Source organism: Citrobacter sp. Cpo142 (assembly GCF_030332425.1).
Taxonomy (GTDB): Bacteria; Pseudomonadota; Gammaproteobacteria; order Enterobacterales; family Enterobacteriaceae; genus Citrobacter; species Citrobacter portucalensis.
The window spans coordinates 415,634-434,944 of record NZ_JAOWHW010000126.1; the positions used below are offsets into that span (position 1 = coordinate 415,634).

Consider the following 19,311-nt stretch of genomic DNA (forward strand, 5'->3'; position numbering starts at 1 on the left):
ACGCCATCAGGATGCCGCATCACATTGTCATTGTTGAAGATGAACCGGTCACCCAGGCACGGTTACAGGCTTATTTTGAACAGGAAGGTCATCATGTCTCTGTTACCGCCAGCGGAGCTGGTCTGCGTGAAATCATGTCACAACATCCTGTCGATCTCATTCTGTTGGATATCAACCTCCCGGACGAAAATGGCTTAATGCTGACCCGCGCCCTGCGCGAACGCTCAACGGTGGGGATAATTCTGGTGACAGGTCGTAGCGATCAAATTGACCGGATCGTTGGCCTGGAAATGGGCGCTGATGATTATGTCACCAAGCCGCTGGAGCTACGTGAACTGGTGGTTCGGGTTAAAAATTTGCTCTGGCGTATCGATCTTGCCCGCCAGGCACAGCCGGAGACCAAAGATAACTGCTATCAGTTTGCCGGATACTGTCTGAATGTCTCCCGGCATACCCTGGAGCTGGGCGATGAGACGATCAAACTCACCCGCGCCGAGTATGAAATGCTGGTCGCCTTTGTCACCAATCCGGGGGAAATTCTCAGCCGCGAACGTTTACTGCGTATGCTTTCGGCACGACGGGTAGACAATCCAGACTTACGCACCGTGGATGTGCTGATCCGCCGTTTGCGCCACAAGCTACGGGCTGATTTACTGGTGACGCAGCACGGCGAAGGTTATTTTTTAGCGGCCGACGTGTACTGATACAGATAAACCGGACGGAACCCGCCGGGAGACAGCGAGCGCTGAACATGCTCGCTGTCGGCATTTTTCGGGGTGAGCACCAGGATCGGCGGACTGATATTTTCCGGTACCGGTTGCCCTTGTAATACTCTGATAGCCTGTTGAATCGCCAGTTCACCTTGCCAGACCATCTGATCGCTAGCAGCCATAATGATTCTTTCGCGTTTAAGTCCGCGATATACCTGATGCGACAGGTAAAAAGAGACCACGGTTAGCGGCGTCCCCGGATTCCGCTTCTCTCCCATCGCCGCTTCCGCAGCAATTGCCGTACCGGCAACCACATCGACATCCGGGTGACGCTCAAGCATCTCCTGTAACAGGTTGCGCTGAACTTCAATATCATTATCCCCCAACGCCACATCCACGATGTGCACCTGACTACCGGCAATCGCCTGACGGAATCCTGCCACCATTTCGCGACTGCCTCCGGCGTCATCAGGTCCTGGCAATAGCAGAACCTTTAACGGTTTGCCGCCGCTCCACTTGACCAGATAGCGGCCCGGCTGATACCCCATCTGGAACCACGGAACGCCAACCCGTGCTTTCACCGTCGGATCGTGTATCGCATTCACTACCTCAATGACCGGCAACGCGCCTACCTGCGCGGAAAGATCCGGGAAGGTCGTCGTGCTACTACCCAGCAATATGGCATCTGCTCCCCATTGCTGGCACTGGGCGATTTGTGTTTTTTGCGTGGAGAACTGACGATACCCTCCCGCCTCTAACACCTTCAGACTTACTCCGTATTTTCTCGCCGCCTCAAGCATGCCGTAATTCACTGAAAGCCAATAGGAGTCTTTCAGGCTGGGATACAGCGCGCACAGTTTCCAGACTTTGTTTGCAGTAACGTCCGATTGCAGTTCCGGGACTGCCTGCTGCGTATCCTGCCAGCGCAGCAATGCGGCTCCAGCCGCATGACTCAAACCGGGAAAAATCGTGATTAACAGGAAAACCAATACGCGCATGATAGCCTCAACATTGATAAGGCTTTATCCTAGTTGCTTTCCTCTTTTGGACTCAACCTTTTTAAACTGTGGCGACCAGACAGTGAATTTATCTCTGACTAAACGACTGTGGATAGGCTTTGCGCTGATGGCGGCACTGACTCTCATCAGTACGCTGACAGGCTGGTATAACCTGCGTTTTGTCAGCCAGGTTGAGCAGGCCAATACCCAGGCGCTAATTCCAACCATGGATATGGCGCGCCAGCTCAGCGAAGCCAGCGCCTGGGAACTGTTTTCCGCACAAAATCTGACCACCGCAGACAATGAAAATATGTGGCTGGCTCAGGGGAGAATGTTAACCGCCCAGAGCCTGAAAATAACCACATTACTCAAAACCCTTCGTGAACAGGGCTTTGATACTTCTGCTATTGAACAGCAGGAGAAAGAAATCGCCCGATCGTTAAGCCACCAGGGGGAGATGGTTGGCGAACGCCTGAAATTACGCGCTCAACAGCAACAACTCAGCCAGCAAATTATTGAGGCCACCGCTGACGTTGCCGAAATGGCACGCGGACAGGCCAGTAATGCCGCCACGTCGGCAGGTGCGACACAGGCCAGCATTTACGATTTGATTGAGAGCCATCAGGGGCAGGCGGCTGAACACGCGCTGGACAGGCTCATCGATATCGATCTGGAATATTATAACCAGATGAATGAACTGCGCCTGAGTGCGCTACGCGTGCAGCAAATGGTCATGAACCTAGGGAATAACCAGGCGCAGAATAACCTCGCTGCGCTGGAAAACCAGTTGAATGCCGCCGTCAGAGTACTTCAGCGCCGACAAATACGTATTGAAGATCCCGTGGTGCGCACTCAGGTGGCCAACACCGTCAATACGATTAGCCGTTATGTTGAGCTACTGTCCCTGTATCGCCAGGATAATGACATCACGACCCAATTGCAGATCTTATCGCAGAATAATATCGAGCAATTTACCCGTTTCAGTAGCGAAGTCAGCCAGTTGGTGGAAACCATCGGCCAGCGTAATCAAAGTGGACTGGCGTATCTCAAACAGACCAGCCAGCGCGGGCAACACTTGCTGCTACTGTTAGGTGGCGTGTCATTATGTTTGCTGATTCTTATACTTTGGCGTGTGGTTTATCGCTCAGTCACTCGACCACTGGCACAGCAAACCCAGGCGTTACAGCGTCTGCTGGAGGGGGATATTGACTCCCCATTCCCGGAAACCGCAGGCGTTCGTGAACTGGATACCATCGGGCGGTTGATGGATGCCTTTCGCAGCAGCGTTCACGCCCTCAATAGCCATCGTGAACATCTGGCCGCACAGGTTAAAGCTCGCACCGCCGAGCTGCATTCTATGGTATCTGAACACCGACAGGCCCGTGCAGAAGCTGAAAAAGCTAACCAGGCAAAATCGGCGTTTCTTGCCGCCATGAGCCATGAAATACGCACCCCGCTGTATGGTATCCTCGGCACTGCGCAGTTGCTCTCAGACAATCCCATCCTGGCACAGCATCGGGAAAATCTACGCGCAATCACCGACTCGGGCGAGTCTTTGCTGACCATCCTCAACGATATCCTCGACTATTCTGCCATCGAAGCGGGCGGTAAGAATGTGGCGATAGGCGATGAGCCTTTTGAACCCAAACCCTTGCTGGAAAGTACGCTTCAACTCATGAACAGCCGCGTTGCCGGTCGCCCGGTCGTGCTGGTTGCTGATTTTGCCGATAACGTTCCCGCTTCCCTCCGTGGCGATCCTCGCCGCATCCGGCAAATCATTACTAATTTATTAAACAATGCACTACGCTTTACCGATCGGGGACACATTATCCTGCATAGCCGATGTGAGGGCAAAAACTGGTACATCGAGGTTGAAGATACGGGATGTGGAATTGACCCTGCCCGCCAGCACGATATTTTTCAGCCGTTTGTTCAGGTAAGCAGTAAACGAGGTGGAACCGGACTCGGACTAACCATCAGCGCCAGTCTCGCCCAGGCAATGCAGGGAGAGCTGAGCGTCACCAGCACGCCCGGCGTCGGGAGCTGTTTCCAGCTGCGTCTGCCATTGCGGGCAACCACGATGCCCATCATGAAACCCGCACAACGTTCCATATCGTTACAGGGCTTACGCTTATTGCTGATCGAGGATAATCCTCTTACACAACGTATCAGTACTGAAATGCTCATCCTCAATGGCGCACAGGTTACTGCTGCCAGCAGTGCCGCTGAGGCGCTAAAAATATTGCAGGAAGATACACGCTACGATGCTGCTCTGGTTGATTTCGATCTTCCTGATATCAACGGGATCACGCTGGCACAGCAGTTAGCCCACGACTATCCGGCACTTAGCCTGATCGGCTTTAGCGCGCACGTCATCGACGAAACGCTAAGCCAAAGAACCAGCACCCTGTTCCTTGGCATTATTCAAAAACCAGTCCCCCGGGATGAACTCAGTCGACTTATTACGCATTATCTGCATGGTAGTGCGACTCCCCCGCTTGCATCAGAAAATGACAACAAACGGTTAGATTTTCAGCAGCTGGCTGGAGATATCCAGGTTATGGGATGGCAAAAGGTGCACGAATGGTTAGCGCTCTTTAAGCAACACACTCTTCCTGTATTAGATGAGATTGACGCTGCCCGCGCAGCACATGACGATGAGCGGATAAAACGTCTGACGCATCAGCTAAAAAGCAGCTGCGCCAGCATGGGAATGCGCTCAGCCAGCACGATGTGTGCAGCACTTGAACAGCAGCCGTTGGGTGATTTTTCACTCAGAGAGGAGATCCAACAAAGTCTTTATGAGGTAGAACGTTGGCTGGAAAAAGAAAAATTGTCCCGCGCGTAACGGTACGTTGAAGCTGAGTATAGGGACTGATTTTGAATGGTACGCCCTGTAGGATTCGAACCTACGACCTACGGCTTAGAAGTTCCTAGAACTATCTTCTAAGTCAATAACATACCCCGCCAACACTGCGCTCACACGTCCCATCTTCGAAAAACATGCAAAGCCTTGCAAACCGATGCAAAGCTTTGTGTGTTCCGTTTTTGTCTCACCATCCAACATCATAGGTCGATCGTTCCGCTTTCAAATGCTAAACTTTCGGCCTCTAAGAATTCACTGATTTTTATAATGTTAAAGCTATTCGCCAGGTACACATCAATAGGCGTTATCAATACGCTCATACATTGGGTAGTGTTCGCTACTTGCATATACGCATTTCATACTGGACAGGCTCTCGGTAACTTTGTTGGGTTCGTTGTCGCGGTATCGTTCAGCTTCTTTGCTAATGCAAAATTCACCTTCAAAGCATCAACCTCAACTATGCGATACATGCTCTACGTCGGGTTCATGGGAATACTGAGCGCAATTGTTGGTTGGGCTGCTGATAAATCAGGAATGGCACCTATCATCACTCTAATCGTATTCTCTGCCATCAGTCTGATATGCGGATTTATCTATTCAAAATTCATTGTCTTTAGGGATGCGAAATGAAAATTTCTTTAGTCGTTCCGGTCTTTAACGAAGAGGCCACGATACCTATTTTTTATAAAACTGTACGCGAGTTTGAAGGCCTAAAAGATCACGAGGTTGAGATAATCTTCATCAATGATGGAAGCAGCGACTCAACCGAAGCTATGATTAATGCACTGGCAGTGTCTGATAAGCTGGTAACCCCACTTTCATTTACAAGAAACTTCGGAAAAGAGCCCGCTTTGTTTGCTGGGCTAGACAATGCTACTGGTGAAGCCATCATCCCTATTGATGTCGACCTGCAGGACCCCATCGAGGTCATACCCCATCTCATAGAAAAATGGCAGTCTGGTGCAGATATGGTTCTTGCTAAACGAATAGATAGATCAACAGATGGCAGACTAAAGCGCAAGACAGCTGAATGGTTTTATAAACTACACAACAAAATCAGCACACCAAAAATCGAAGAAAACGTTGGTGATTTTAGATTAATGTCACGTGAAGTTGTTGAAAATATAAAACTAATGCCTGAGCGAAACCTGTTCATGAAGGGGGTTTTATCTTGGGTTGGTGGCAAGGCTGATGTGGTTGAATATGCCCGCGCTGAACGCGTGGCAGGCGATTCAAAATTCAATGGATGGAAATTATGGAACCTTGCACTAGAAGGAATTACCAGTTTTTCAACATTCCCACTTCGTATCTGGACATATATAGGGATGGCTGTTGCAGGAATAGCATTTTTATATGGATTATGGATGATATTTGACACTATTGTGTTTGGCAATGCAGTGCGTGGATATCCATCGCTTCTGGTATCAATTCTTTTTCTTGGCGGCGTGCAGCTAATTGGCATTGGTGTTCTTGGAGAGTATATTGGAAGGATATACACGGAAACTAAGGCTAGGCCTAGATATTTAATCAAGAGTAACAATACAAAGGGACCAAAATGAAGATTAAGACAAATGTAAATATGATTTATATCATAGCATTTGCTTTAGTATATGCAATTGCAGTATATACTCCTTTGCATTCAGATGATTTTAGCTATGCACTATTGAGTTTGGATATAAAAAGCCATGTTGCTCACTATATGTCATGGAGTGGTAGATTTATTGCTGATTACATCTCAAACATTTTATTGCATATTAATGATTTCTATTTAAGATCTGCGATTAACTCTCTACTTATAATCGTTATAATTTATTTTATATCGGCACTCCCATATGCCGCAACTGGAATCAATAACACAAAAAAAAATATTCCCTGTTATTTTTTTGATATTTTGGTGCTTTAACCCTAATCTAGGTCAGTCTGTTTTTTGGATAGTTGGAAGTTCCAACTACTCTTTAACTGTATTGTTTATAGTTTCATTTTTATATTTATTTTTAAAATGGCGAAATGGTCTAAATGTCTATAAAATAGCAATTATTTCACTACTAGGATTTATTGCTGGGTGGTCTAATGAAAGCGCATCTATTGCCTTATCGTTTTTCTGTATTTTAATGATTTTTATTCAGGCATTGACAGATCGTGAAAAAATATTAAACACTTTATTTTTATGCTCTAGCGTTTTTATAGGCAGTGCATTGTTGATATTGTCTCCAGGGAATTTCAATAGAGCACAGGATGTTTCTTTTCAGCAATGGTACAGTTGGCCTATATTTACAAGAGTTTTATACCACCTTGAAGATAGGATGATTTACCCGATCATTACATTTGGGGTAGTGATTGCTATAGCATTTATTTTTTCAGTAATAATGGCATTGCGTGATGCTAAGAATAAATTCTTGAACAATGACACATTATATTGCGCATCTTTTTTAGCATGTTCAGCAATCGCATTATTGTCGCTTGTTGGCTCTCCTTACACGCCACCAAGATCGTGGACAGGTGGTTTTTATTTTTCATTAATGTCATTGGCATTCGTAATTAATTATCTGTCGCAAAATAAATCTATTTTAATAAAGATTATATATTCAGCTTTTATTGCTTCACTAGTATTGTTATTTATTGCATCATACCATCTTGTTTATAATTCATACAAAAACATCTCTGAACAAAACAAAATAAGAGATGCTATTGTGTTAAAGTCAAAACAGGAATCATTAAATGAGATTACTTTGCCAGATTATTATTTCATTAAGTTACTAAATGTAAATGACAGATTTGACGAATTTTTCAATCCTGGTGCATTCGCAAAATACTATAGTGTAGATAAAGTGAATATTGAAAAAATTAATTTCGACTTCTCACCAATAATTTCAGGCAGCACTGAGAACAATAAAATAAGTGGGAGCAGACTACTTTCTTTATATCATTCAAAACCAAGTTTTTTTATACCAAGCACATTTATTTTTGCCGTTGACAAAAATGCTAAAGAATTTGGCATCGACGATAATTTATCATTGACTATCAAGTTCAATGACGGATCAAGTCATGATTTAGTCATCAAGTACAACCCAGTAAGCATAAATAATAGTTTATATATCGGTGTTGAGGTTGATAGCAAAATCGCAAGAAAGGCTAGCAATATATACGTTAGTCATGGCTCTGAAATAATTGGCGAATATTCTATAAATTAACTTACCACAAGCTAAAAATTAATAATAGGCGGCTTGCCGCCTATTTAATCACATACTTCCAGCAGCCAACCAAACACCTCCACTAGTATAAATCCATTTATAAATATTTCCTGCGGTAGGCTTTGCCAACTCCCATCTAGAACCCTCTCCAAATTGTATAACAGATGAATCTGGAGGGACCCCTGGGTATGTAAATAGACCCGTTTTAGTTCCAGGCATTTTTTGAGATCCCGGCCAAATTGATCCTGGCCCAAAATCAATGCAGTGCTAAATCAGAGATCTTCGTCTTTTTGCAGGCTCCGGATAAATTCAGCCGGAGTCATGTCATTTAATGATGAATGTGTCCTCTCATGATTATATTCTCTGCGCCACTTCTCGAGTTTATCCTGCGCATCTTCCAGCGACAGGAACCAGTGAATATTCAGGCATTCATCCCGCAGGCTTCCGTTAAACGATTCAATAAACGGGTTATCTGTCGGTTTTCCGGGGCGGGAGAAGTCCATCGTCACACCGTGTTCATACGCCCATTTATCCAGACTTTTCGAGATAAACTCGCTACCGTTATCTGTTTGAATACGTACCGGCAGACGATTATCCAGCCCCCGCAGTGCTTCCATTACCCGGACCACATCTTCACCCTTCAATGATTTTCCGGCATGGATCGCCAGGCATTCCCGACTAAAATTATCCACTACAGCCAGCGCCCGGAAGCGCCGTCCATTAAACAGACTATCCGACACGAAATCCATACTCCAGCACTGATCGATGTACGTCAGGGACGGACGCTGCTGACGGTGTGCCGCACTGATATGCCTGCGGGGACGTTTCCTGCGCAAATTCAGGCCTTCCAGACAATAAATCCGGTGTATTTTCTTATAGTTAATTAGCCAACCTTCTCGTCGCAGCAGAACGTGAATGCGCGGACAACCGTAGCGTATTCGTGTTTCCGCAATTTCCTTGATGCGCAGCGTTATTGCCCGATCGTCACGCCGACTCTGCCAGTGGTAGACAGTTCTGCTCTGCATCAGCAATCCGCATCCCCGACGGACGCTGATACGGTATGCCTCTCGCAGGAAATGTACTGCCTGGCGCTTCTGAGCCGGCCTCAGAACTTTTGCTTCAGTACCTCCTGCAGCATCTCCTTGTCCAGACTCAGATCAGCCACCAGTTTCTTCAGCCGCTGATTTTCATCCTCCAACTGCCGCAGACGCCGCAGCTCGGTCACGCCCAGACCGGCAAATTTTTTCTTCCAGTTATAAAAAGTGGCCTCAGAAATACCCATCTTTCTGCAGACTTCCCCGACACGGGTGCCGGTTTCGGCCTGTTTCATTGCAAACGCAATCTGTTCTTCGGTATAACGGGTCTTTTTCATGGCAATGCGCCTCTCAGTGAGATGGAAGAAAGACCGAAGATTTCAGTTTAGCCTGGTACTGTTTTCAGGGAGAAGATCAAGTAGACATGAGAAATTCCATTTACGATATAGCCAGTAGCAGTCCAGGAACTAGTACCCCATACCTCACCACACAACAGGCCTGCATTGCGGCTCTTAACTCTCCGCTGCATACTGTCTCCGTGAGCGCGGGTGATGGCATAACAGAGGAAAAACAATGTCACTCTTCCGCAGAGGTGAAATATGGTACACGTCCTACTCGACACCGGGCGGGAAGCGAATTAAGGAAAGCCTTGGGACTTCCGACAAGCGGCTCGCTACTGAGCTACATGACAAGCGCAAAGCTGAATTGTGGCGAGTAGACCGGCTTGGGGATTTCCCTGATGTAACGTTTGACGATGCCTGTCTGCGATGGCTGGAGGAAAAGGCAGAGAAGAAATCACTGAAGGATGACCGCAGTCGTATGGCTTTCTGGCTGGCGCATTTTGAGGGGATCCGGTTAAAGGATGTGACCGAGCAAAAGATTTACTCAGCAGTGAACAGGATGAGCAACTGCAAGCAGCTTGAGATATAGAAAATCAAAGCTGCAGCGGCGCAGAAGAATGGAGAACCAGCGCCAGTCTATTCAGCTAAACCGGTCACCACCTCCACCAAGGCCAAGCATCTGGCGTTGATGAAGGCAATTCTGCGGGCAGCAGAACGTGACTGGAAATGGCTGGAGAAAGCGCCGGTGATCAAGGTTCCATCGGTACGCAATAAGCGCGTCAGGTGGCTTGAGGCTGATGAGGCGAAAAGGCTGATTGATGAGTGTCCAGAGCCGTTAAAGTCGGTTGTTAAGTTTGCGCTGGCTACCGGCCTGCGTCGTTCGAACATTATCAACATGGAATGGCAGCAGATCGACATGCAGCGTCGTGTTGCCTGGGTAAACCCCGAAGACAGCAAGTCAAACCGCGCTATTGGCGTAGCGCTGAATGACACCGCTTGTAAGGTATTGCGTGACCAGATTGGTAAGCATCATAAATGGGTGTTCGTGCATACGAAAGAAGGCCCCCGGCCTGATGGTTCAAAGACGCCAACCGTGAGAAAGATGCGCGTAGATGATCAGCGGGCATGGAATGCAGCTTGCCGCCGGGCCGGGATTGAGGATTTCCGCTTCCACGATCTGAGGCACACATGGGCCAGTTGGCTAATTCAGTCCGGAGTACCGCTTTCTGTTCTGCAGGAAATGGGAGGATGGGAGAGCATCGAGATGGTGCGCCGATACGCTCACCTTGCGCCGAACCATTTAACGGAACACGCGAAGCAAATTGACTCTATTTTCAGTGATGATGTCCCAAATATGTCCCATCTGGAAAATAAGGAACTTGCAGAAAATGGGTAAGTTACTGAAATATAATGGTACGCCCTGTAGGATTCGAACCTACGACCTACGGCTTAGAAGGCCGTTGCTCTATCCAACTGAGCTAAGGGCGCATTGCGAAGTGATTACTTCATGCAGATGAAACGCGTGAATTATACGGTCAGCGCCTGCTGAGTCAATGCCTTTTGTTTCAGTTGCTGGCGAAGTGTACGAATGTTGATTTTTTCTGCTTGTTCAAGGGTATCCAGGAAATCGCCTGGTAACAACTCAGCCCACGAAACGCCAGATTTAGGGATACATGTATTTAGAATATTTATGATTTTGCTTAACATTCCCTTACCCCTCCAGCGGTTCAGGAACTCTTTAATGTTAAGTATCGCCATCAAGGAAGAAAACAGTCACTTCGAACATGGACTAAAAATTATCATCTCCCATTTGGCAAATCAGTGGCATCAGGAGATTTGCTTTTTGCCTGTCGAGGATATCGATCGCGCTGACATCGCGTTTATTTCCCTGGATGAAGATTGGCTCAGCGCCGATTGCTATCAGATTCCGGTCCATACCCGCCGCCAACACCGGGTTGTCATCTGCAACAGAAACGATAAAGATAAGCTGATGTTCCGGCCCTGCCTGTACATGTTGCCACTGATCTATCGGGAAGATGACGTTGAGGAAATGACTAAAAAATTAGTCCTCATCCTGCAAAAACGTGCGCTGCGCAACAACGTGCCCGCAACTATCTGCCATTACTGCACCACTCGCAACTTTTCTATCGAAGAACGTCAGTTCTTAATGTTTCTCGCCAGCGGCTATACCTTAGCCGAAACGGCTCACCTGCTCTCGGTAAGCGAAATTCAGGCCAAAGCCACCCGTCGCAGCATTATGAAAAAGCTGCATGTGAAAAACGATCAGCAATTCTTAAGATACATCCGGGCGCATCTGAACTTTCTACAAAATTAGGTGGCATCTCTCTGCCTGATTTTTTATTGAGAAAAATCTCATCACCAATTAAGTATCGACACCTACTGTACCTGGCTTCAGGCTGCCAGAATAATCCTGGCTTACTATTTCCGGGGTAACAGAAAGACACACCCGGTAATATTTTATCTAATCCCATAGAGAGGTTGAACTGGATAAAACGACTTTTTGGGCATTGAGTAAGACATCAGAAAACTTCCGGCAGATTATTCTGATGGGATACGCAATTGCCAGTCTGATGATTGCTGAAGCATTGAAACCCAACAGCACAAGGAAACTCGCCTTTACGCTGGAGAAAATTTGGGTCAGGGATGTTTATAGTCGGCAATTTATCCAGACCTGCCGCAACAGAAATGGAATGGAAAAGGATGCACAGCGCAAAACGCCGGGATCGACATCGCCGTATACGAAACACTAACTGTACCTGGCAATATCCTCACTACACATCACAGGTATTTGACCAACTTGAGTATCTGACGCAAAAACTCGAATACGCATTACCGAGTGACACTATATCTCAGGCGATTATTACGACAGATTACTATCTGGCCTATGCGCTGGGTCGACATTTATTTTCAGGAGCACGTACCGCGATCTTCCAGACCATTGAATCGGCCAAAGTCAGCCTGCGAGAGTCGGTAATTAGTCAGTTAGTGGTTGATATGGAAGGTTTAACAATCTCTTATTTTGATGTTCTGGAGTATCTGCGCCAGCTAATTAAACCGCGGAATAACATCCAAATCTTCATATTGCTTTCCCGCCACGATGAAGACCTAATCCCTTTTATTTCTCTGTCCGGTCCATTTTATATCTTGTCACGTAGCCTGCGCCTCCCGGAGATGCGCCGCGCTTTCTTGTCGCCAGTCCTTAACTATATTCACTCCAGGCACATAAACCAGCTCGATTGGGAGATGGTGGAATTACTTTTACAAGGTAACTCCTTAAAAGAGATTGCTTTGTTACAAGCTCGCCCCTACCACCGTATCATCTATCGCCTGAACCAGCTGATTGCGCGTCTGGGCTTAGCAAACCGGCAGCGTTTTTTGCACCTGATACATCGCCTCAGCGTTACCTCTGCTCATTTAATTTAACACCCTAACCCTATGTGCCATAAGATTTTTTAGGAAATTACTTATTTTTATATGAGATAAAAGATCTAAATTTCACAACTATTTAATATTTACAACTATTCCTGGTATTATGCTAACTTCCACCACCCCAGTAAACCATACTGATTCTGTGCATATCAGCACAAATAGCGTCATTCCCACCTTAACAAATCCTAAACAATTAGTTTATTGTATTGTTTTTACCATTTAAAAATTTTTTTCAGTCTGCCATAATTCAAACAGCAGTAAAATAATGCCAATAGTCATTAACACATCTGGATCTTTTAGAACATCCTAACTGACATTAACAACCTGAATGTTGTAAGCCTTTTCCGAAAGAACAGAGCAGGTATAATCCCCATAGTTTTCTGATTAATTGTTAGTTTTCCCAGTGTGAAATGGATTTTCCACAAATTCATTGTTCTGTAGAAGAGCAACCGAATAAACAAGGATGAAATAATATTTATTCGACTCTCCCTCAGAACAACCCTTGGCTATTTGACAATATTATAACGCCTGATGTTTTATAAAATTATCAAGATACGCATACAGTTTGAGGCATACAACAATGAAACCAGCATCCGTTATCATTATGGACGAACACCCTATTGTCAGAATGTCGATAGAAGTACTACTTGAAAAAAACAGTAATATCCAGGTTGTGTTGAAGACCGATGACAGCCGTACGGCAATAGAGCACCTGCGCACTTACCCTGTCGATCTTGTCATTCTGGATATTGAACTACCTGGTTCAGATGGATTTACATTACTCAAGAGAATAAAGTCTCTGCAGGAGAATACTCGGGTGCTGTTTCTCTCCTCCAAATCGGAGTCCTTTTATGCCGGGCGTGCTATCCGGGCCGGTGCAAATGGTTTTGTCAGTAAACGAAAGGATTTGAATGATATCTACAATGCGGTAAAAATGATTTTATCGGGATATTCTTTTTTCCCTTCAGACACCCTAAACTTCATTAACAATATAAATATGAAAAAAGGTGTATTGAATGACATGCCGCTCTCTAATCGCGAAGTTACGGTTTTGCGTTATCTGGCAAATGGCCTCTCTAATAAGGAAATTGCTGAGCAGCTGTTACTCAGCAATAAAACGATTAGTGCTCACAAAGCTAACATCTACGCCAAACTCGGCTTACATACTATCGTTGAGCTGATCGATTACGCAAAAATGCATGAATTAATGTAATAGCACTCCCGGCGAGACTTCGTTCGGGAGCATTTTATCCGCGCATTGATTAGTTATAGTTAATCATAAATGTGGCATCGGCCCTGGCGAGGCCTGGCTGAACCCCGTCTGCTAACGCGATATAGTTGGCGAAAAAGGTCAACGTGGCATTACCGTTTTCATCAATCCCTACGGTTTGGCTGGCCTGTTCGAGCGGTAATCGCGTACGGTCACTGTCATGAAGTTCAATCGCCACCTTTTGCGCCATCACCGCATCGTCAAGTGCGAGCAACGTCGTGCCTGGGGCCGGAGTACCCGAAAACGTTATCGAGGCGGATCCTGGCGGGCAGCCTTCCAGCTTCAGCGTAAACGCGACTGGTTGGGTAGTATCCCCGCTGGTCTGTAACTGCTTTGTTGGCCAGGTGCCCAATTCAACCGACTTATTGCTGTCACTGGCAATCACCGCACAGGTAAAGTCCACCACGTTTCCGCGCAGTTCAATATTGATTTCGCCCAGCGATGAGGCCGCATGGCACAACGAGCTGAATGTCAGTATGGGCAGCATCACCAAAAGCGCCCATGAAGTTGGCGTTTGCTTGTTAGTCATAATCTACTCGCAGATAGCCACGGGCAGTAAAAGGCCCTTCGGTAGGTTTATTCCCTGTCACGCTGACCGGCCATGTCCGAATACTCACGTTTGCCGCGGCGTTATCATCCAGTTGAAATGGGATCGTGCTGGACAGATTATTGGGCGTCAGCGGTCTACCGGTTTTGTCGGCGACAATGAACCCTAAGTCAGGATTGTCCGATACCATCATTTGCCCGGAGGCTTTCTCGGCCTCTACCCGCATGGTTAAGTAGGCTTGTGCAGCGACGTTGGTGCATTTTATCGCCACCGTTTTGGTCTGCGGATTAATGCCTTCGGGCCGGTTTCCTGCGCCCGCCTTGCTAAACAACGATGCGCCAATATCGCCAAAATCAAACTCGACAATCTGCCCGGCGTTCACCTCACAGTTTTGTGGAACCTCCACCTTACCGCTGTAGCTGATGGTATAAACCGGTGTGCTTAGCGCATCTCCGGTACTGGTCGTGACATAGACTCTGAACATTGTCTGTTGCGGGATCGGCACCATGTTAATAAACGAGCGGATCACTTTTAATTTAAACACCAGCTTTGAGTCCATTACGCCAAATGGCTGCTGCTTAGGTACGTTGGGGTGAGTTCCCATACGGATATAATTACGCGGGGGATAAAACAACCCAGCAGAGCTATCAGTGATGCTCATGGCCCCCAGCAGGTAGTCATTGAGTTTCAGGTACTGAAAACCATTTTCTGTACTTTGCACAGGGAGTTCCGTAACGTAGCTTCGATAGGTGTAATTCACCGTCGTCCCGGCCGGACAGGTAGCATTAACGCCAATCCAGCCCGATTTTTCCGGTAACGTCACCACCTGTCCCGGCCGGTTATTGCTGCTGTTAAAGACGTTCGACAGATCGTAAAAAACATCCGTTGGTGTGCCATTCGAGTTTTGGCAGACTGTCGCCCATGACGAATGGGCCATCAGCAGTAAAGCGCATCCCAGTAACAAACCCGTTTGTCGTTTCATCGTATTATTCCTGTCGTGCCGTTGGAGATTCGCACGTCACATTCGTGAGCGTCACCGCCTGTTTCAGACTCTCCTCAGGCAAGGCATAGTGCGCCACGCAGCGAGCGTTAGCGCTTTCCCCCCATTGGATCAGTAATTCACCTTTTAGCGGCAAGCCGCTCAGGTAGATTTGCCCGTCTTCGCCCACCATACTGGTCACGCCGCTGGCGTTTTCACGCACAACGGAGCCAAATGGCACAGGTTTACCTGCATATTTCGCGGTTATCAGCGCCCGCACACCGATACGTGTATCAAACGCCGCTCGCACTAATGCCCCTTGCGTTGGCACGACGCTGCTAACGTTATTTTCCACATCGGTATTGTTGTTCATTGAATTGGTATCTAATGCGACGCGGTTATAGCGATAAACGGTGGCATACGGCATCACCGCGTATCCACGCCAGTCGGTTTGCACGCCGGTCTGGTTTTCTACTCGTACGCCCTGCGCGCCAGGCGCTTTAACCAGCACGTTGGTGTCCCCCAGCGGCTGACTGAGCGTAATACCGTCCGCATGCCCCACCACGCCGCCGGAAAGCTGCCAGTTGTAGTCATGCTGATCGCGATCGTAGTTGTATCCCACGCCCAGCGTGCCATAGGCCGCCTGCCAGTTGGCGCTGGCGTTTCCGCTGTAGCCGTTGGTGCTGCTGTGCCCCTGATTCACGCTGTAGCTCAGGTTGCGCCCATCCAGTAACGTCCCGCCGATCCCGCTCTGCCAGCTGTTTTGTCCGTTGCTGTTGCGGTTGGCATTAAAGGTGGCGTAGGTGCGATCGAGCGCGTTATCACGCGAGTAGCGCCGTCCGCTTAGCAGGCTGAACGGCACTGACATATTGAATGCCAGAATACGGTCGGTGTCGGAGATGCCTACCGATTCATTCCACGACCAGGAGAGTGAATAGCTAATCCCCTGCCAGCCGCTGGCATAGCCCACCTGATACCAGGTATTGGTGTCTGAGGTATTCCAGTACGTTTGCTGACTCCCCGAAACATACAGCGAGCCGTAGTCTCCCAGGTTCTGCGAAATGTTAATCTGAAAGCGGCCCTTTTTGCTGTAACTCAGATTGTGATAGCTCTTCACATCGGGCACGTCGTGGCGATTACCTTCGCTGTCGTATTCATACTCATAGCCTTCCATGCTGCGATACGCGACGTCATCAAGGGTATAGAAGCCGCGCGTTGAGTAGCGATATCCCAACAGCTGGAAGTTTGTGCCAAAGTTGTTCAGCGATTTTGCATACAGAAAACGCAAAGACTGCCCCTGATGCGTACTGTCATCCGCCAGCTGACTGCGCGCATGGGTTAAATCCACAGAAACCGCCCCCCAGTCCCCCAGGTTTCGGCCAGTGCCTAAAACTACCGCGGTATAACGTGAGGCCAGCTGCGTACCGCCATAAGCGGTGTAGCCTTCTGGTAACCCGGCAATTAATGTTCCCTGGAAAAAGAACGGTGAAGATTGCTGGCTATTGCCGCTGCGAAAATCCCCGGCAACCACGTCGTATTTGAAACGCCCTTCTCGTTGTAACAAGGGAACCGTGGAGTACGGCACCGTATAGCGCTGCTGGCTGCCGTCCTTTTCGTCCACTGTCACCTCAAGGTCACCGCTGGATGACGTCGGGTTGAGATCGGTTATCGAAAAAGCGCCCGGTGAAACATAGCTTTGATAAATCACATAGCCATTCTGACGAATGGTCAGTTTCGCTGCGGTACGCGCAATGCCGCGAACGGTAGGCGCGTAGCCCTGTAAGCTGTCGGGATACATACTGTCTGAGGAATAGAGCCGCGCCCCGCGAAACCCGACGCTGTCAAAAACGTCGTTGCCGGTGTTGCTGTCGCCCATCACCAGTTCACCCTTCAGCGGGATAATCGCGCGCTGAAGCCATGTACCGATATTTTTCCAGCTTTGTGAGTGGTATCCGTCACCTTTGGAATAGCTCCATGCGCCGTTATTTCTCAAGCGCCAGGGGCCATAGTTCAGGCCACTGAGCATACTTAAGAAATAGCTGTCAGTGTCACTGCCGCGGCTGCCGGTAAAGCTGTAGTTGACCAGCGCAGCTGGGATCCCTTCATCCCACTCTTCCGGCGGAATATAGCCACGCGCGCTGTTTAACATTGACGCCTGAGGCAGGCTGACGTTTAAGCGCAGGGTAGAAAAATCAAATGCAATCTCGCTGCCTGGAATCGCCTCAGGTAGATTGATACAGGTATCGTTCGCATCCTTACTGAGTGCCGGAAATGCGGTGATATTGACACCAAGGCGCTTCACCCAGTCGAGTCCAAAACATGGCATCAGCCCACCGGACTTCTCCCCGGCTTTTCCCGCGCTGGTCGTAAAACGTATATCCTGAGTGGCAACAAACTCATCGTTGCGCCAGATATCCACACGATAAACGCCTTCAGGCTGGTGATTGCCTTTTTCAAAACGTGATAAATCCGCCACGGTTGCCGTATCCGCGGATAAAAAGGCCGGATTAAAATAGCTTTCCCCATGGCTTAAAGAGGGAAAGAGCGCCGCCAGCGTGGACAACGCCACCCCCGCCAGCGGTGGCGTAACCCCCGGTAACAGGCCAGGAAAATACGTTGTCTTATTCATCGTTATCTCAACGCACGCTAACCGTTTGGGCCGGAGTCACAGCGCCATAATCATTGACCGTCTGGAACGTGACGTTGCCCTGAACGCCCGTTGGTAGCAGGACCTGCGCATCACTTTTCGGCGCGACCATCACGTTATCAACCTTCGTTTTCCCCACGTTGAGATTGACCAGGGTGACGTAATACGCTGACGGATTGTTGATTTTCAGGTGGTTGCCGGTACGGGAGAATTTCAGCATCCCGGGCGCATCTTCCGGAATTTGCTGCAGATTATTCGGACGTACAAAAAGCTTGATGCGGGACAGAATCGCCAGTTGCAGAACGTTTTTACCCTCGAGGCTGTTTTTATTGACTGACGGAATGGCTTTCACGTTCATCCAGAACAGCGACTCACGATCTTTAGGCAGCGGAACACCTGCATAGATGATACGCAGCGTGTTTTCGCTTTTGGGCTCGCTGACAAACAACGGAGGCGTAACCACAAACGATTTTTCTTTAACGCCTGCGCTATTCTCGATCCATGAATTTACCAGGTAACGTTCTTTGGTATCACTATTGCTAATAGACAGGGACGTTTGTTTGGCATCGGCTGGATAAATAACGCGAGTAGCGCCTAATGCAATACCGCCTGCAGCCTGAACACTGGCAGCAGAAAATAAGGCCAGTAAAAGGATAAAACCTGATTTTAGATAATTAAACATAGCTACAAATACCTTTGATGCGATTATCGTTGGAAAATAAATCAGGGATAAACCAACGTAAACCACACGTCTGAACGAAGCGCTCCCGGCGTTATATTTTCCGAGACAGCCCGATAACGAGCAGTGAAATGAAACGTCATCTCTTGCGTTATAATCGGCGCATAATGAAGCGGCAGCGCATTCGGAATAATTTGCCGTTGGCGCTCATCAAATAACGCCAGACCGATCCCTGAAGCCGCAGACGCATCGCCACTGGCAAGAAAAACCTGCGGATCTTCCGCTGGCGTCACACCTGCAAACGCAATCCCAACATGGTCATAAACATCGGAGCTGCATGACGTTAAGCGCAGTGAAAACGGCACGCTGGTAGAGGCAAAGCTTCCCGTCCCGGAGAAAGCATTGGTGCGATACTGCCCCATTTGCACCCGCAAATTTTGGCTGTCGGTAGCGACCGTACAGGCACCATTGACGAGCTGCCCTCGTAAGTGAAGGCGGCCACTTTCCAGTATTACCGTATGTGCAAACACAGGCAGTACGCACAGCATTCCCGCCAGCGCCACGCCTTTCCCTATCATCTGCCGCATCCTTCATCATCC

At 48.0% G+C, this 19,311-nt stretch carries 15 protein-coding genes, 1 tRNA gene and 2 pseudogenes; 9 read left to right on the top strand and 9 right to left on the bottom strand.

Features of this window, described 5'->3' with window-relative positions; genetic code table 11:
* The first annotated feature begins 11 nt into the window (after positions 1 to 11).
* The gene (gene torR / locus OGY18_RS16880; RefSeq protein WP_286553744.1) at positions 12 to 704 is read left to right on the top strand and encodes a two-component system response regulator TorR; all 693 of its coding nucleotides are present in this window, start codon (positions 12 to 14) and stop codon (positions 702 to 704) included.
* Here the strand turns inward: torR and torT are convergent.
* Positions 677 to 1,708 (bottom strand): TMAO reductase system periplasmic protein TorT, encoded by a 1,032-nt coding sequence (gene torT / locus OGY18_RS16885; RefSeq protein WP_286553713.1) that lies wholly within the window; start codon positions 1,706 to 1,708, stop codon positions 677 to 679. The two genes, torR and torT, sit on opposite strands and share 28 nt — an antisense overlap.
* An 82-nt stretch (positions 1,709 to 1,790) precedes the next feature.
* On the opposite strand from torT, the gene torS reads away from it, so the two are divergent.
* From torS to OGY18_RS16905, 4 genes and pseudogenes are all read left to right on the top strand, one after another.
* Positions 1,791 to 4,556: a TMAO reductase system sensor histidine kinase/response regulator TorS gene (torS, locus tag OGY18_RS16890; RefSeq protein ID WP_286553715.1), complete on the top strand. Its 2,766-nt coding sequence runs from the start codon at positions 1,791 to 1,793 to the stop codon at positions 4,554 to 4,556.
* A 285-nt stretch (positions 4,557 to 4,841) separates the two neighbouring features.
* Positions 4,842 to 5,204 carry a GtrA family protein gene (locus OGY18_RS16895; RefSeq protein ID WP_286553717.1) on the top strand — a complete coding sequence of 121 codons (363 nt, stop codon included), beginning with the start codon at positions 4,842 to 4,844 and terminating at the stop codon, positions 5,202 to 5,204.
* Positions 5,201 to 6,133, top strand: a complete 933-nt coding sequence (locus tag OGY18_RS16900; protein ID WP_286553719.1) for a glycosyltransferase family 2 protein — start codon at positions 5,201 to 5,203, stop codon at positions 6,131 to 6,133. The genes OGY18_RS16895 and OGY18_RS16900 overlap by 4 nt, the downstream gene beginning before the upstream one ends.
* Before the next feature lie 20 nt (positions 6,134 to 6,153).
* Positions 6,154 to 7,765, top strand: a pseudogene (locus OGY18_RS16905) (DUF6056 family protein).
* A 272-nt stretch (positions 7,766 to 8,037) separates the two neighbouring features.
* Here the strand turns inward: OGY18_RS16905 and OGY18_RS16910 are convergent.
* Positions 8,038 to 9,137, bottom strand: a protein-coding gene (locus tag OGY18_RS16910) for an IS3 family transposase (protein WP_286553721.1) whose coding sequence is annotated in 2 segments (ribosomal slippage) — positions 8,038 to 8,882 and positions 8,882 to 9,137 — 1,101 coding nt in all. Because the reading frame shifts where the segments join, the coding sequence is not laid out codon by codon here.
* Between the two features lie 235 nt (positions 9,138 to 9,372).
* Between OGY18_RS16910 and OGY18_RS16915 the strand changes: the two are divergent.
* Positions 9,373 to 10,536: pseudogene (locus tag OGY18_RS16915) on the top strand (integrase).
* A 15-nt stretch (positions 10,537 to 10,551) separates the two neighbouring features.
* Here the strand turns inward: OGY18_RS16915 and OGY18_RS16920 are convergent.
* Positions 10,552 to 10,628: transfer RNA gene (locus OGY18_RS16920), tRNA-Arg, on the bottom strand.
* A 39-nt stretch (positions 10,629 to 10,667) separates the two neighbouring features.
* A complete protein-coding gene (locus tag OGY18_RS16925; RefSeq protein WP_149384093.1) occupies positions 10,668 to 10,847 on the bottom strand; it encodes a hypothetical protein in 180 nt (59 codons plus the stop codon).
* Between the two features lie 34 nt (positions 10,848 to 10,881).
* Here OGY18_RS16925 and fimW point away from each other — a divergent pair, with 34 nt between their 5' ends.
* From fimW to fimZ, 3 genes are all read left to right on the top strand, one after another.
* The gene (fimW, locus tag OGY18_RS16930; protein WP_008784010.1) at positions 10,882 to 11,475 is read left to right on the top strand and encodes a fimbria biosynthesis transcriptional regulator FimW; all 594 of its coding nucleotides are present in this window, start codon (positions 10,882 to 10,884) and stop codon (positions 11,473 to 11,475) included.
* A 386-nt stretch (positions 11,476 to 11,861) separates the two neighbouring features.
* Positions 11,862 to 12,584 carry a fimbria biosynthesis regulator FimY gene (fimY, locus tag OGY18_RS16935; protein ID WP_126955890.1) on the top strand — a complete coding sequence of 241 codons (723 nt, stop codon included), beginning with the start codon at positions 11,862 to 11,864 and terminating at the stop codon, positions 12,582 to 12,584.
* Between the two features lie 586 nt (positions 12,585 to 13,170).
* Positions 13,171 to 13,803, top strand: a complete 633-nt coding sequence (gene fimZ / locus OGY18_RS16940; RefSeq protein WP_003831119.1) for a fimbria biosynthesis transcriptional regulator FimZ — start codon at positions 13,171 to 13,173, stop codon at positions 13,801 to 13,803.
* Between the two features lie 49 nt (positions 13,804 to 13,852).
* Here fimZ and sfmF read toward each other — a convergent pair whose 3' ends face one another.
* Genes sfmF through fimI form a run of 5 tightly spaced genes read right to left on the bottom strand, consistent with a single transcriptional unit; the run spans position 13,853 to position 19,290 of the window.
* A complete protein-coding gene (sfmF, locus tag OGY18_RS16945; RefSeq protein ID WP_187392937.1) occupies positions 13,853 to 14,347 on the bottom strand; it encodes a fimbria assembly protein in 495 nt (164 codons plus the stop codon).
* A gap of 34 nt (positions 14,348 to 14,381) precedes the next feature.
* Entirely contained in the window at positions 14,382 to 15,389 is a 1,008-nt protein-coding gene (gene fimH, locus OGY18_RS16950; protein ID WP_126318946.1) for a type 1 fimbria D-mannose specific adhesin FimH, read from the bottom strand.
* 4 nt (positions 15,390 to 15,393) lie between these two features.
* Positions 15,394 to 18,015 carry a fimbrial biogenesis usher protein gene (locus OGY18_RS16955; protein WP_279275085.1) on the bottom strand — a complete coding sequence of 874 codons (2,622 nt, stop codon included), beginning with the start codon at positions 18,013 to 18,015 and terminating at the stop codon, positions 15,394 to 15,396.
* A 7-nt stretch (positions 18,016 to 18,022) separates the two neighbouring features.
* Positions 18,023 to 18,715 carry a type 1 fimbria chaperone FimC gene (gene fimC, locus OGY18_RS16960; protein WP_003831115.1) on the bottom strand — a complete coding sequence of 231 codons (693 nt, stop codon included), beginning with the start codon at positions 18,713 to 18,715 and terminating at the stop codon, positions 18,023 to 18,025.
* Between the two features lie 41 nt (positions 18,716 to 18,756).
* A complete protein-coding gene (gene fimI, locus OGY18_RS16965) occupies positions 18,757 to 19,290 on the bottom strand; it encodes a type 1 fimbrial protein subunit FimI (RefSeq protein WP_003831114.1) in 534 nt (177 codons plus the stop codon).
* Positions 19,291 to 19,311: the final 21 nt, after the last annotated feature.